Source organism: Ralstonia mannitolilytica (assembly GCF_905397375.1).
Lineage (GTDB): Bacteria > Pseudomonadota > Gammaproteobacteria > Burkholderiales > Burkholderiaceae > Ralstonia > Ralstonia mannitolilytica.
The window spans coordinates 328,051-342,660 of the sequence record NZ_CAJPVG010000004.1 but is presented as its reverse complement, the minus strand read 5'-3'; the positions used below and the strand labels follow the sequence as shown (position 1 = coordinate 342,660).

The following is a 14,610-nucleotide window of genomic DNA, read 5'->3' as shown; positions in this document are numbered from 1 at the left end:
TGCCGACTGCAGGACGCTGCGCGTACCTGAGCCTGGTGACGGACGCGTACTCACGCAAGATCGTCGGCTACCACGTGCACGAGAGCCTGCATGCCGAGTCGGTCAGCCGAGTACTGAAGATGGGGCGTGGCCAGGTCGATGGCCTGGTGCGGGCGCTCGCAGTTATACACGGTGCGCCAGGCATCCAGCGCGTGCTGGACCGCGTCGCAAGAGGCGAAGTAGCGCCCGGCCAGGGCCTCGGCCTTGAGCGTGCGGTGGAAGCGCTCGTCCTTGCCGTTGGTCTGCGGGTGGGCCGGGGGGCTGTAGCCCAGGCCCGTAAGTTGCCCTGGCTGGGTAGGGCTGCCCCAGGGCGCCCCGTTATCGGCATTGATGCGCAGCGGCAGCCCATAGCGCTCGAAGGCCTGGCGCAAGTGGCGCTGCACGACCGCGCTCTGCGTCTGCGTGCAGGCGGCCAGCACCAGGTTGAAGCGGGAGTGATCGTCGATCACGGTCAGCGGCGAGCAGCGCTGGCCGTCGGCCAACGCGAACCCGCCCTTGAAGTCCATCTGCCAGAGCTGGTTCGGTTCGGCGTGCTCGAAACGCTGCCAGGGCGTGGAGGCGTCTGAGGCTTCGGGTGCAATCAACCCATGCCGATGCAGGATGGACGTCACGGTGCTGGGTGCCGGTACATCACTCCAGCCCAAGTCGGCCAAGCGGCGGCTGATCTTGCGCCCGCCCCACGCAGGGTGCTGCTGGCGTAACGCGATGACAGCCTGTTCAAGCGGGGCGTCGGTACGCATCGGGCTATGCGAGGGACGGCGCGTCCGGTCCGCCAGTCCGGCGTCTCCCGACTCAACGTAACGTGCCAGCCACTTGTAGCCGGTCTGCGGGCTGATGCTGAAGCGCCGGCACAGTTCGCGCCGATTACTCCCTTCCTGCAGGGCCAGTAGAGCGAATTCTTGACGAAGGCTCATGGTGTCTCGTGTGCTCCAGGGCATGGCCTGACCTCCGAGCGAATGTGCCGCTCAAAGTGTCAACCATGTCCTCGCACACCTGTCACCTATGTCTCCGGTCCGTACAGCAAGACAAAGAAAGTAAGTCTTGCCCGGCAGGGTACGAAACAGAGATGAACCACAACCGCCCACCGCAGGCAACACACCGCCCCAAAAACTCTAGCCCCCCACCAACATCCCCTGCTTCTCAATAAACCGAATCACCTCATCCAACCCACCCTGCGCCCGCAGATTGCACATCACGAACGGCCGGTCGCCGCGCATCTTGCGCGTATCGCTCTCCATCACCTCCAGTGATGCCCCGACATACGGCGCCAGGTCCGTCTTGTTGATGATGAGCAGGTCCGACTTGGTGATGCCCGGGCCGCCCTTGCGGGGGATTTTCTCGCCGCCCGCCACGTCGATCACATAGATGGTCAGGTCCGACAGCTCGGGGCTGAACGTTGCCGCGAGGTTGTCCCCGCCCGACTCGATGAAGACCACATCCGCATCCGGAAACTTGGAGAGCATGCGATCCACCGCTTCGAGGTTGATCGACGCATCTTCACGGATGGCCGTGTGCGGGCAGCCGCCCGTCTCGACGCCCATGATGCGTTCGGCCGGCAGCGCGCCGGAGATGGTCAGCAGGCGCTGATCTTCCTTCGTATAGATGTCGTTGGTGATCGCCACGAGGTCGTAGCGCTCGCGCATGGCCTTGCAGAGCATTTCGAGCAGCGTGGTCTTGCCGGAGCCCACCGGGCCGCCCACGCCAACGCGCAGGGCAGGAAGTTTCTTGGTTCGCATGTTGATCAGGTTCAGGATCGAAAGAGTCGTGAGTATTGCGTTTCATGCCGGGCAGACAACACGCCCAGCCCGGGCGAAAACGTAGACAGTTCAGGCGGATGACAGGCCGCACGCCGCGTAGCCTCTTCCACCGCACGCGCCACCGCTGCGTGCAGGCCAAAGAGAATCCGTTGCCCTGCAGCCTGCCCGAGCGGCACGGCCTTCACCGCCGCTGCCATCTGGTTTTCCACCCAGGCAAAGCAGTACGCCGTCACGCCGTCGCGCGGGTCGACATTCAGTGCGGCAGCGGCGGCGGCAAAGGCGGTCGGAAACGTCACTGAAGCGCGCGCGGCCAATGCGCTGCGCAGTGCTTCGTCGCCCCACGCCATCTGCTGGATGAGGCGACTGAGCGACCAGCCCATCTGCGACGTTTCGAGCCGCAGCTCGCGCGTCTCGCGGGTCGCGAGGAACCACGCATCGCGCTCGGCCACGGCATCGAAGCGGCCTGCCTGCCAGTCCGCAAACTGCAGCAGCCACAGCGGCGCCTCGCAGGCGGCCAGCACGTCGAGGCCTTCGGCAATCCACGCGGCAGCCGACGCCTCGTCGGTCACGTGCCGCACATCCACCGCCGCCTCCAGGCCCTGCGAATAGCTGAACGCGCCCACCGGCAGCGCCGGGGACGCAAGATGCAGCAAGGCGGTGAGCTGCGCCGCGTTAGTCATGGTGATGGTGGTGATGGCCGCAGCCGGGGCCATGCACATGGCCGTGGTCGTGATCGTGACCGTGCGCGTGACCGCGCTCGTGGCCGTGGTCATGCGCGTGACTGTGGCCATGATCGCGCCCGTGATGCTCGTGGTACAGCGCCTGCGCGGCCGCGTAGTCCTCTTCGAACGTCGCATCGTGGCCATGACGATGGCCGCCGCCATAGGCGCCCGCCTCGGGCTCGAACGGCGCTTCCACATGCGCGACGGTCACGCCGAGGCGGATCAGCATGTCTTCAAGCACGGGATCGGCCTCGAGCTGCAGCGCATCGGCGCTGACCTGCACGGGCGTGTGGCGATTGCCGAGGTGGTAGGCAGCGCGCATCAGCGCGAGACGGTTGTCGCTGCTCACGCGCAGGACCTGCTCCGGTGCGGCCTGCACTTCCACCAGCGTGCCGTCTTCAGCGACCAGCACATCGCCGCCGCGCATGACGGTGCCGCGCGGCAGCACGACGGCCACTTCACGGCCATCGTCGAGGGCGGCGCGCAGGCGGCTGCGGCTGCGCTCCAGGAAGGGGAGCACCAGCTTGGGCGCACGCTTGACCAGCACGGAGGCCAGGCCATGTGGTGCGGGGAGGTGTTTGTTGATGGAAAGCATCTTTACGACCTGATTCGTCATCCAACTATGAAGCTCGAAGTTCTGAACTCCAAGCTTTGGGTTCAGAGACCCCACGCATCGGGTTCGGAACTTCACGTGTCGAGTTCTGATCTCCAAACGCCGAGTTCTGATCTCCAAGCGTGGAGTTTCGATCTCGGCGTGGCAGCGCATTTCTCATTTCACCCCCTGCCGGGAGCGACTCACTTTCTTTGTCTTGCCCCAAAAAGTAGGTCGTGCCCGGCAGGGTACGAAAAGGGGATGGACCACCAAGGCCCTTTCCCCAAAAACTCAAAACAAAAAGTACCTCTGCGCCATCGGCAACACCTCCGCCGGCTCACAAGTCAACACCGTCCCATCCGCCACCACCTGATACGTCTCCGGATCCACAGTAATGTCAGGCCGCCAGTCGTTATGAATCATGTCTGCCTTGCTCACAGTACGCGTGCCCTTGACCACCGCTGTCGTCTTGGCCAACCCATACTGCTCCGCCACGCCAGCCGCAGCAGCTGATTGCGACAGAAACGTCAACGACGTCCGCCCCAGCGCCCCGCCCGCCGACCCAAACATCGGCCGATAGTGCACCGGTTGCGGTGTCGGGATCGACGCATTCGCATCGCCCATCGCCGCAGAGGCAATCATCCCGCCCTTCAGGATCAGGCTCGGCTTCACACCAAAGAACGCCGGCTTCCACAGCACGAGGTCTGCCCACTTGCCGACTTCAACCGAGCCGACTTCATGTGCGATGCCGTGCGTGAGCGCGGGGTTGATCGTGTACTTCGCCACGTACCGCTTGACGCGGAAATTGTCATGCCCGCCGCGCGCATCGTTCGGATCACCGGCCAGCTTGCCGCGCTGCACCTTCATCTTGTGGGCGGTCTGCCACGTACGCAGTACGACTTCGCCGACGCGGCCCATGGCCTGCGAATCGCTGGAGATCATCGAGAACGCGCCGAGGTCGTGCAGGATGTCTTCGGCGGCAATCGTCTCGCGGCGGATGCGGCTCTCGGCAAAGGCGATGTCTTCGGCGATGGACGCATCGAGGTGATGGCACACCATCAGCATGTCGAGGTGCTCGTCCAGCGTGTTGACGGTGAACGGCCGCGTCGGGTTGGTCGACGACGGCAGTACGTTCGACTCACCGCACACGCGGATGATGTCGGGCGCGTGCCCGCCGCCCGCGCCTTCGGTGTGATACGTGTGGATCGTGCGGCCTTTGAATGCCGCGACGGTGGCTTCAACAAAGCCCGATTCGTTCAACGTATCGGTGTGGATGGCGACCTGCGTGTCGGTGTCGTCCGCCACGCCGAGGCAGCAGTCGATGGCGGCGGGCGTGGAGCCCCAGTCTTCGTGCAGCTTCAGGCCGATGGCGCCTGCGTCGATCTGCTCGCGCAGCGCGCCCGGCAGGCTGCCGTTGCCCTTGCCCAGGAAGCCGATGTTCATCGGGTACGCATCCGCGGCCTGCAGCATGCGCTGCATGTACCACGGGCCCGGCGTGCAGGTGGTGGCGTAGGTGCCGGTGGCGGGGCCAGTGCCGCCGCCGATCATCGTCGTCACGCCGCTGTTGAGCGCTTCGTCGATCTGCTGCGGGCAGATGAAGTGGATGTGCGAGTCGACGCCGCCGGCGGTGACGATCATGCCCTCGCCCGCGATGATCTCGGTGCCGGGGCCGATGACGATGGTCACGCCGGGCTGGATGTCCGGATTGCCCGCCTTGCCGATCGCCGAGATGCGGCCGTGCTTCAGGCCGATGTCGGCCTTGACGATGCCCCAGTGGTCGATGATCAGCGCGTTGGTGATGACGGTGTCGGCGCAGTCTTTCGATTCGCGCTGGCTCTGGCCCATGCCGTCGCGGATGACCTTGCCGCCGCCGAATTTCACTTCCTCGCCGTAGAGGGTGAAGTCGCGTTCGACTTCGACGATGAGTTCGGTATCGGCCAGGCGGACGCGGTCGCCGGTCGTGGGGCCGAACATTTCCGCATACGCGCGGCGATTGATCTTCAATGTCATGTCCGTGTCTCGCTCAAAGCTTGCCCATCACGCGGCCGGCAAAGCCGTAGACCACGCGGTCGCCGGCCAGCGCCACGAGTTCGACCGTGCGCTCCTGCCCCGGCTCGAAGCGCACGGCGGTGCCTGCGGCGATATTGAGCCGATACCCGCGCGCGGCTTCGCGGTCAAAGCGCAGCGCGTCATTCACTTCATAGAAGTGGTAATGCGAGCCGATCTGCACGGGGCGGTCGCCGGTGTTGGCCACCGTGACCGTCACCGTCGCGCGGCCTGCATTGAGTTCGAGATCGCCGTCTTGCGGCAGGAGTTCGCCGGGGATCATGGTGCAAGCCCCCTCAGATGGCCGTGACGAGCAGGCCTGCGCCGTACAGCGCCACGCCCACGCCCGACAGACGCGCCAGCCATGCCAGACGCGGCTTCAGGGCAAAGCCCGCGCCGATGCCGGCGGTGTGCAGCAGCGCCGTCGCCACGGCAAAGCCGCCGACGAAATACGGGAACATGGCCTGCGCCCCTGCGGGGAATTCCGTGCCGTGCGCATAGCCGTGGAACAGCGCGAACGCGCCGCACAGCAGCGCACCGCCCCACGTCGGCAGCTGCGCGCGTGCGGCAATCAGCAGGCCGAACACGAGCAGCGATGCGGCGATCATCGGCTCGGCCATGGGCACCGCCACATCGCCGGCGCCGAGCAGCGCGCCCAGAATCATCAACGCGACAAAGGCGACGGGCGCCCACAGCGCATCGCGCACCGAGCGCGAGGCCAGTGCGCTCCACACGCCCACGGCCACCATCGCCAGCAGGTGATCTGCGCCCGTGAGCGGATGCAGGAACCCGGCGAGCAGGCTGCCCTCAGCGGTATGGCCCGGATGCCCCGGGTGGGCAAACGCGATGGAGGCGCCAAACGTAAGCGCGATGGCCGCAGCGGGCCGGACGAAGCGAGACAGGGTAGGCGTCATGGCAGGACTCGTAGTGGTGAGTGGCGTGCGGACTTCAAACTTGAAACTTGAAAATCAAAATTCAAACGATCGGGTGGTGGACGGTGACGAGCTTCGTGCCGTCCGGGAACGTGGCTTCGACCTGGATGTCGGGAATCATCTCGGCCACGCCGTCCATCACGTCATTGCGCGTGAGAAGCGTGGTGCCGTAGTGCATCAACTCGGCGACCGTCTTGCCATCGCGTGCGCCTTCCATGATGGCGGCGCTGATGAAGGCGACGGCTTCCGGGTAGTTGAGCTTGAGGCCGCGGCCCTTGCGGCGCTCGGCCAGCAAGGCGGCGGTGAAGATCAGCAGCTTGTCTTTTTCGCGCGGGGTCAGTTCCACGAGGGGCTCTCTTCGGTGAGGGTCAATTCAGTTCAGTGCAGATCGGGCGATGCGAGGTCGGGTCGCCAACATGTGGCCGTCATGTAGACCAGAGGCGCAGCGGACGGCCTACCACGCCATGCATCGGTTCGCGCAGCGCAAGCCACGTCTGTGACAGCAACGCGCGCGCATCTTCGGGCCGGCGTGCGAGCACGCGCAGCAACAAAACGTTTGGCAGGCCGGGCGCATCTTGCGTGAGACACGTGACGCCCGCGCGCAGGTCGGCGTTGTACGGCAGGTGCTCGGCCATCGATTCGGCCAGGGCTTCGGTGGCGCCCTCGCCCACGGCCCACAGCGTGCCCACCATGTGGAAGCCGGCCATGCCCGTCGTCGCATTCAGCACGGGCGATTGCGCGTCGAACGCGGCAGACTCGATCCACAGCGGCTGACCGTTGCAACGCAGAGCGGTGCGCATGGCGATGCGGCCTTCGGCCCACGATTCACCGGCGGCGTGGCGGCCGAGCATGGTGGTGTCCCAACCGATGGCGGTGGCGCCGGGTGCCAGGTCCAGCGTCAGGTCGATGATCGGGCGGGCCTGGTTGAAAACGATGTTCTCTTGCGGCAGCCAGTCGAGCCGCGCCCCCGCCTCCGCCCGGATGGCAACGCGCTGCGTGGCCGTGCGGCCGAGCGACTTGTACCACTTGGTGGCGCCGGGCGTGGTCAGCACAGCATGCGCGTCGGCACCGAGTTCGATGTCGATATCGAGTACATCACCACCGGCAATGCCTGCAGGCGGATGCAGCATGACGGCATGGCACACGCCCTCGCCTTCCGGATACAGCGCCTTCTGCACCCGCAGCGGCCCCTGATGCCGGCACGTGGCCAGCACGGTGCGCTCACCGCGCCGTGCAAACGCCAGGTGCAGCGAGGCTTCCCAGGACGCGAACGAATCGGTCTGCGGCGGGACAGGAAAATCGGGATGGCGCATCAGGAAGGCAGCACGGCGGCTAGGAATTTTCTCATCATAGCCAGATGCCACAGATTTGGCATTCGACATTTTCCGTCGAATACCGGGACATCAGCCGGGGCATCAAACGGCGACCAGATCACGCACGCCATCAGCTTCCATATTGGCGCCGTCGCCCTGGGCGATGACCTCGCCACGGCTCATGACGACGTAGCGGTCGGCAATGCTGCGCGCAAAGTCGTAGTACTGCTCGACCAGCAGCACCGACATGCCGAACTCGTCCACCAGGCGCCGCAGCGTGCGGCCGATCTCCTGGATGATCGACGGCTGGATGCCTTCGGTCGGCTCGTCCAGGATCAGCAGGCGCGGCTCGCTCATCAGCGCGCGGCCGATGGCGAGTTGCTGCTGCTGGCCGCCAGACAGATCGCCGCCGCGCCGGCCCTTCATCTCCTTGAGCACTGGAAACAGCTCGTAGATGGAATCGGGCACCTTGGACGGCGCGCGCTTGGCGGCCGCGCCAATCAGCAGGTTCTCTTCCACCGTCAGCCGCGGAAAGATCTCGCGCCCCTGCGGCACATAGGCGAGCCCCTGCGAGACACGCTCATACGCGGGCAGCTTCTGGATGGTGCGCCCTTCCCAATCGATCGCGCCGCTGGCGGTGGGCACCACCCCCATCAAGCATTTGAGCAGCGTCGTCTTGCCCACGCCGTTACGGCCAAGCAGCGTGGTCAGCTTGCCCGTAGGGGCGTCAAAACTGACGTTGCGCAGGATGTGGCTGCCGCCGTAGTACTGGTTCAGTTGTTGGACCTGCAACATCGCGTTCTTTCCTTTTGCCTTGAGAAGGCTCTGAAAAACGTAGCGAGCGGTCCGATGTTGGCCCGAGAAGCGCAGCCGTACACGGGTACGGCGAGCATCACAGGGGCAAGATCGGGACGCGCAGTAGCTTTGCGGAGCCTTCTAACGCCCCAGATAGGATTCGATCACTCGCTCATCGCGCTTGACGGCGTCGAGCGTGCCTTCGGCCAGGACGCTGCCCTCAGCCAGCACGGTCACGCGCCCTTCTGCCCCCGCCAGGGCGGCGACAAACTCCATGTCGTGTTCCACGACCATGATCGAGCACGTGCCACGCAGGCCGTTGAGCAACGTTGCAAGCTGCATCGTCTCTTCATCCGTCATGCCGGCGACCGGTTCGTCGAGCAGCAGCAGTTGCGGTTGCTGCATCAGCAGCATGCCGATCTCCAGCCGCTGTTTCTGCCCGTGCGAGAGCAGCCCGGCGGGCCGATAGGCCTCCGCTTCCAGGTGGATGCGGCCGAGCGTTTCTTCGATGCGCTGGCGGCCATCGTTCAGCAGACGCGCGCGCAGCGAGACCCACCAGCGCTTGTCGGCCTTCATGGCCAGTTCCAGGTTTTCCCACACGGTGTGCTGCTCGAACACGGTCGGCTTCTGAAACTTGCGGCCGATGCCGATCTGCGCGATGCGCGGCTCGGTCAGGCGCAGCAGGTCGATGGTCTGGCCGAGGAAGACACGGCCGGTCACGTCGGCATTGCGCGGCCCGGTCTTGCCGGTAATCACGTCCATCATCGTGGTCTTGCCCGCGCCGTTGGGGCCGATGATGCAGCGCAGCTCGCCGTGGTCGATCGACAGCGTGAGCGCGTTCAGTGCGCGAAAGCCGCCGAAGCGCACGGTCACGTCTTCAAGATAAAGAATGGCGCCGTGCGAGACGTCGATCGTGTCCGGCTCGACCAGATGGCCCATGCCGGTGGCGGTGCCCGTCTCGGCACGGTCGGGGAGTTCGGTGAACGTGCTCATGCGTGGTCTCCGGTGACGGTCGCGGCTTCATGCGCCTCGGCTGGCGTGGGCGCGCGCTTTTTCATGCGCAGCTTGCCCAGCAGCCCCAGCACGCCGTTCGGCAGATACAGCGTGACCAGAACGAAGATCGCGCCGAGCACAAACAGCCAGTACTCCGGCACCCATGCGGTGAGCAACGTCTTGGCGCCGTTGACGAGGAACGCGCCGATGATGGGGCCGATCAACGTGCCGCGCCCGCCCACGGCCACCCACACGGCCATCTCGATGGAGTTGCCCGGCGACATCTCGCCCGGGTTGATGATGCCGACCTGCGGCACGTAGAGCGCGCCCGCAATGCCGCACAGCACGGCGGAGAACGTCCACACGAACAGCTTGTAGCCGAGCGGGTTGTAGCCGGAGAACATCACGCGCGCTTCGGCATCGCGGATGGCGGTGACCACGCGGCCGAACTTGGACGTGACGATGGCGCGGCAGGCGATGAACGCCAGCACGAGCGCCACGAACGTCGCCACGAACAGCACCGTGCGCGTCGGCAATGCGGAGATCGGGAAGCCGAGGATGCGTTTGAAATCCGTAAAGCCGTTGTTGCCGCCAAAGCCCGTCTCGTTACGGAAGAACAGCAGCATGGCCGCATACGTCATCGCCTGCGTGATGATCGACAGGTAGACGCCTTTGACGCGCGAGCGGAAGGCAAAGAAGCCGAACAGCCACGCCAGCACGCCGGGCACCAGAACCACCAGCAGCATGGCCCAGGCGAAGTGCTCGGTGCCGTGCCAGAACCACGGCAGCTCCTTCCAGTCGAGGAAGACCATGAAGTCCGGCAGGTCGCTCTTGTACACGCCTTCGCGGCCGATGGAGCGCATCAGGTACATGCCCATGCCATAACCGCCGAGCGCGAAGAACAGCCCGTGCCCGAGGCTCAGGATGCCGCAATAGCCCCACACCAGATCGAGCGCCAGCGCCGCGAGTGCGTAGCACATGATCTTGCCGATGAGCGTGAGCGCATACGCCGACAGATGCAGCGGGCTACCCTCCGGCACCAGCAGCGCGCACACCGGCGCGCCAATGCACACGATGAGCGACACGAGCACCAGCGCAGACCACCCGCGCCGCGACAGCAGCGGCATGCGCGCCGGGATATCGAGAGAGAACTTGGTCGTCGTCATATCAGGCCTCGGCGCTGCGGCCCTTGAGGGCGAACAGGCCCTGCGGACGCTTCTGGATGAACAGCACGATCAGCACCAGCACGATGATCTTTGCCAGCACCGCGCCATAGAACGGCTCGATGAATTTGTTGATGAGACCCAGCCCGAACGCACCGATGATCGTGCCGGCCAGTTGCCCCACCCCGCCCAGCACCACGGCCATGAACGAATCGATGATGTAGCTCTGGCCGAGGTCCGGCCCGACGTTGCCGAGCTGCGAGAGCGCGCAGCCGCCCAGGCCGGCAATACCGGCACCGAATGCAAACGCGTAGCTGTCGACCTTCCACGTGCGCACGCCAACGCAGGCCGCCATCGTGCGGTTCTGCGTGGTGGCCCGCACGAACAGGCCCAGGCGCGTGCGGTTGAGCACCGCCCACGCAATCGCCACCACGGCCAGCGCAAACAGCAGGATGACGAGCCGGTTGTACGGCAGCACGAGGCCCGGATACAGCGCAATGCCGCCGCTCATCCAGCTCGGGTTCGCCACCTCCACGTTCTGCGCACCGAAGATCGAACGCACGGCCTGCATCAGCAGCAGGCTGATCCCGAACGTGGCGAGCAGCGTTTCGAGCGGACGGCCATACAGGTGACGCAGCACCAGCCGCTCCAGCGCAAAGCCGACGATGGCCGCCGCCAGGAACGCAGCAGGCAGCGCTGCGGGCAGATACCAGTCGAACGCGTTCGGAAAGTAGTTGCGGAAAATCGTCTGGACCACGTAGGTGGCGTACGCGCCGATCATCAGGAACTCACCGTGCGCCATGTTGATGACGCCGATGAGCCCGTAGGTGATGGCCAGCCCAAGCGCCGCCAGCAGCAGCACCGAACCGAGGCTCAGCCCCGCAAACAGGTTGCCGACCAGCTCGGCCTTGCGTTGCTGCGCGGCGAGGCCGTCGAGCGCCTGTTGGGCCGCGGCGCGCAGTTCATCGTCGGCACCGCTGTCCTTCGCAAGCAACGGGGCGATGCGCTGGCGCGTCTGCGGGTTGGTATCGCCCGCAAGCAGCTTGAGCGCTTCGAGCTTCTCGGCATGCGTGCCGTCGTCAAGCGCGAGATTGGCCCAGAGCACATGCAGCTTGCTGCGCAACTCCGGATCGGTTTCATGCTTGCGCGCCGCGTCGACAATGGGGCGCGACGCCGTCTCGGGATGCGCAAGCAACGTATCGACGGCCTGCGCGCGCACGGCACGGTCCGGCGATTGCAGCACGAAGCCGCTCGCCGCGCTGTCCAGTTGCGCACGCAGGGCATTGTTCAGTGTGAGGGACTGCAGATCGTCGGCCTTGACGGTGACGGGTTGGCCAGTGATCGCGTCCAGGTACTTCTCGCCGTCCTGACGCACCATGCCGGCGGCAGGCGCGAAGAACAACGCGTCATTCTGCAAGGCTTGCAGAATCGGCCCGGCTTGTTCGGCGGGCGCAGCGGTCAGCGCGTTGAGCGCCTTGACCTTGGCATCGAAGTCGTCTCCGGCCAGAGGCTTGAGGTCGGCCTGAGTGAGCGGCTGCCCTGCGGCCCACGATTGGGCGGCAGGTACAGCCACCAAGCACAGGGCGCACAGCAGTGCGGCAAGAAAGCGGGTCATGGCAATCCGATGCGTGGCGGCCGGCACGGAGCCCGGCCAGCCACGTCGTACAGCGTCGTTCAAAAGGCGGCCATGCTCGTCACATGGCCGGCCCGCGAGGTCACATCACTTGCTTGCAACCATGTCGGGCTTGCCTTCGTTGCCGGGGATGTACGGGCTCCACGGCTTGGCGCGGATCACCGTCGGCGTCTTCCACACGACGTTGAACTGGCCATCGCCCCTGACCTCGCCGATCATCACGGGCTTGCTCAGGTGATGGTTGTTGTTCATCACGAGCGTGTAGCCCGACGGCGCCTTGAACTGCTGGCCGTACATCGCCTGACGCACCTTGTCCACGTCGGTGGTGCCGGCCTTTTCGACGGCCTGCTTCCACATCATGATGCCGACGTAGGTCGCTTCCATCGGGTCGTTGGTGACGCGCTTGTCGCCGCCCGGCAGGTTGTTGGCCTTGACCCATGCAGCCCACTTCTTCTTGAAGTCTTCGTTGACGGGGTTCTTGACCGACATGAAGTAGTTCCATGCGGCAAGCTGGCCGGCCAGCGGCTTGGTGTCGATGCCGCGCAGCTCTTCCTCACCGACCGAGAACGCCACCACCGGCACATCCTTGGCCTTCAGGCCCGCGTTGCCGAGTTCCTTGTAGAACGGCACGTTGGAGTCGCCGTTGATGGTCGAGATGACCGCAGTCTTGCCGCCCTGCGAGAACTTCTTGATGTTGGCAACGATGGTCTGGTAATCGGAGTGGCCGAACGGCGTGTAGACCTCTTCGATGTCGCTGTCCTTCACGCCCTTGCTGTGCAGGAACGCGCGCAGGATCTTGTTGGTCGTGCGCGGATAGACGTAATCGGTACCGAGCAGGAAGAAGCGCTTGGCACCGCCGCCTTCCTTGCTCATCAGGTATTCCACGGCCGGAATGGCCTGCTGGTTGGGCGCCGCGCCAGTGTAGAAGACGTTCTTCGACATTTCTTCGCCTTCGTACTGCACCGGGTAGAACAGCAGGCCGTTCAGCTCTTCATACACCGGCAGCACCGACTTGCGCGACACCGACGTCCAGCAGCCGAACGTCACGGCCACCTTGTCCTGCGTGAGCAGCCCGCGCGCCTTCTCGGCAAACAGCGGCCAGTTCGACGCCGGATCCACTACCACCGGCTGGAGCTTGCGGCCCAGCACGCCGCCGCTCTTGTTGATCTCGTCGATGGTCATCAGCGCCACGTCTTTCAACGACGTTTCGGAGATCGCCATGGTGCCTGAGAGCGAATGCAGGATGCCGACCTTGATCGGGTCCTTTGCCTGCGCAAACGCCAGGCTGGACATGGACAACAGCGTTGCGCCAGCGACGGCTGACAGCTTCAACAGCTCACGACGTTTCATTGCGGCTCCTCTTGTTGGTAGTGAGAACGACTCCCGGGGCCGAAAGTGCAACTACCGTGCCATCGCTTTTCGCTCGCTCGATGGGAAATCGGCGCCAAAACGGTGCCAAGACCGCTCCAACTCCGCGCATTGGGGCGTGGTCGTGCTCAGACGTGGGGCAGGCGTCGATAAGCAACAAAACGGGCGAAGCGCAAGCTCACGCGCGCGCAAAAAGAAAGGCCGGCATTGCGCCGGCCCTTGGAAGCCTGAAGAGCGTGCCGCTAGGAGTAGCGGCGCGAGATCGTTTCTGCCACGCACACCGGGCGCTCCTGTCCTTCACGCTCGAACGTCACGGCCCACGTCATCTGTGCACCGGTCAGGGCGGGGGCATTGGGCAGCGGCGGCAGCAGCTCCATCTCGAGCAGCTTCACGCGCGCTCGCACGCGGCTGCCAACCGGCACGGGTGCCGTAAAGCGGACCCGGTTCAGGCCGTAATTGACGCCCATTTTCACGTCGGACATCTTCAGGGCCTTCTCCATCAGCATCGGCAACAGCGACAGCGTCAGGAACCCGTGCGCCACCGGCGCGCCAAACGGCGATTCGCGCTTGGCGCGTTCCACATCGACGTGAATCCACTGGTGATCGCCCGTGGCCTCGGCAAACAGGTTCACCTGGTGCTGCGTGATCTCGGTCCAGTCGCTCACCGCGACTTCCTGGCCGACCAGCCCCTTGAGCTCGTCGAGCGATTCGATGATGCGCATGTGGTTTGTCTCCTCGGGTGGTGGAATGCGCAGCGAATCAGACTTTGGGCCGGCGGCCGAACAAGCCCATGCCAGTCACCGTGCAGACCAGTTCGCCGCGCTGGTTGCGTGCTTCCCAGCGGTTGACCGCCACGCCGCGATCCGGCTTCGACTGGGACGGCCGCACTTCCATGCACGTGCTCGACACCGACAGCGTATCGCCCGGATACACCGGCTTGATCCAGCGGATCTCGTCCACGCCAGGCGAACCCATGCTGGCCGCCTTGCTCAGGAAACCCTGCACCATCAGCCGCATCATGATCGAGCATGTCATCCAGCCGCTCGAAATGATCCCGCCGTAGATGCTGTGCTTGGCCGCCTCTTCGTCGATGTGGAACGGCTGGGGATCGTACTGCCGCGCAAAAGACAGGATCTCTTCTTCGGTGACGGTGTACGTGCCCATCTCCAGCGTACGGCCGACCTCGAAATCGTCGAAGTAAAACTCGTACGACCGCGTTGCTTCTGCCATGTTGTCTCCTCCAAATGACAACGCCCC

Annotated in this window: 15 protein-coding genes and 1 pseudogene; all 16 read right to left on the bottom strand. The window is 65.0% G+C overall.

Going from position 1 to position 14,610, the window contains the following annotated elements; translation table 11 throughout:
* Window positions 1-110: 110 nt before the first annotated feature.
* A pseudogene (locus KHN96_RS11565) lies at window positions 111-977 on the bottom strand (IS481 family transposase); the annotation flags it as partial.
* 174 nt (window positions 978-1,151) lie between these two features.
* On the bottom strand, window positions 1,152-1,775 hold the full coding sequence (gene ureG / locus KHN96_RS11560) for an urease accessory protein UreG (protein WP_027681054.1): 624 nt from the start codon (window positions 1,773-1,775) through the stop codon (window positions 1,152-1,154).
* An 11-nt stretch (window positions 1,776-1,786) separates the two neighbouring features.
* Window positions 1,787-2,476: an urease accessory protein UreF gene (locus KHN96_RS11555; protein ID WP_062738394.1), complete on the bottom strand. Its 690-nt coding sequence runs from the start codon at window positions 2,474-2,476 to the stop codon at window positions 1,787-1,789.
* Window positions 2,469-3,113: an urease accessory protein UreE gene (gene ureE / locus KHN96_RS11550; protein WP_062738393.1), complete on the bottom strand. Its 645-nt coding sequence runs from the start codon at window positions 3,111-3,113 to the stop codon at window positions 2,469-2,471. The genes KHN96_RS11555 and ureE overlap by 8 nt, the downstream gene beginning before the upstream one ends.
* A gap of 288 nt (window positions 3,114-3,401) precedes the next feature.
* Entirely contained in the window at window positions 3,402-5,120 is a 1,719-nt protein-coding gene (gene ureC / locus KHN96_RS11545) for an urease subunit alpha (protein ID WP_045787189.1), read from the bottom strand.
* Between the two features lie 13 nt (window positions 5,121-5,133).
* Window positions 5,134-5,439, bottom strand: coding sequence for an urease subunit beta (locus tag KHN96_RS11540; RefSeq protein WP_012762288.1), 306 nt, complete (start codon window positions 5,437-5,439; stop codon window positions 5,134-5,136).
* A 13-nt stretch (window positions 5,440-5,452) separates the two neighbouring features.
* Window positions 5,453-6,070 (bottom strand): HupE/UreJ family protein, encoded by a 618-nt coding sequence (locus KHN96_RS11535; protein WP_062738383.1) that lies wholly within the window; start codon window positions 6,068-6,070, stop codon window positions 5,453-5,455.
* Between the two features lie 61 nt (window positions 6,071-6,131).
* A complete protein-coding gene (ureA, locus tag KHN96_RS11530; RefSeq protein ID WP_045206205.1) occupies window positions 6,132-6,434 on the bottom strand; it encodes an urease subunit gamma in 303 nt (100 codons plus the stop codon).
* A 79-nt stretch (window positions 6,435-6,513) separates the two neighbouring features.
* Complete coding sequence (locus tag KHN96_RS11525; RefSeq protein ID WP_062738382.1) at window positions 6,514-7,401, bottom strand: urease accessory protein UreD; 888 nt, start codon at window positions 7,399-7,401, stop codon at window positions 6,514-6,516.
* A gap of 102 nt (window positions 7,402-7,503) precedes the next feature.
* On the bottom strand, window positions 7,504-8,196 hold the full coding sequence (urtE, locus tag KHN96_RS11520; protein WP_045787193.1) for an urea ABC transporter ATP-binding subunit UrtE: 693 nt from the start codon (window positions 8,194-8,196) through the stop codon (window positions 7,504-7,506).
* A gap of 141 nt (window positions 8,197-8,337) precedes the next feature.
* Window positions 8,338-9,189: an urea ABC transporter ATP-binding protein UrtD gene (urtD, locus tag KHN96_RS11515; RefSeq protein ID WP_009241045.1), complete on the bottom strand. Its 852-nt coding sequence runs from the start codon at window positions 9,187-9,189 to the stop codon at window positions 8,338-8,340.
* Window positions 9,186-10,355 (bottom strand): urea ABC transporter permease subunit UrtC, encoded by a 1,170-nt coding sequence (gene urtC / locus KHN96_RS11510; protein WP_062738381.1) that lies wholly within the window; start codon window positions 10,353-10,355, stop codon window positions 9,186-9,188. Before urtC ends, urtD begins: the two co-directional genes overlap by 4 nt.
* Window position 10,356: 1 nt before the next feature.
* Window positions 10,357-11,967 (bottom strand): urea ABC transporter permease subunit UrtB, encoded by a 1,611-nt coding sequence (urtB, locus tag KHN96_RS11505; RefSeq protein WP_062738392.1) that lies wholly within the window; start codon window positions 11,965-11,967, stop codon window positions 10,357-10,359.
* Window positions 11,968-12,072: 105 nt separating this feature from the next.
* Entirely contained in the window at window positions 12,073-13,335 is a 1,263-nt protein-coding gene (gene urtA, locus KHN96_RS11500; protein ID WP_045787196.1) for an urea ABC transporter substrate-binding protein, read from the bottom strand.
* Window positions 13,336-13,595: 260 nt separating this feature from the next.
* Entirely contained in the window at window positions 13,596-14,075 is a 480-nt protein-coding gene (locus KHN96_RS11495; protein ID WP_045787197.1) for a MaoC family dehydratase, read from the bottom strand.
* A gap of 37 nt (window positions 14,076-14,112) precedes the next feature.
* Window positions 14,113-14,583, bottom strand: coding sequence for a MaoC family dehydratase (locus tag KHN96_RS11490; RefSeq protein ID WP_062738380.1), 471 nt, complete (start codon window positions 14,581-14,583; stop codon window positions 14,113-14,115).
* Window positions 14,584-14,610: the final 27 nt, after the last annotated feature.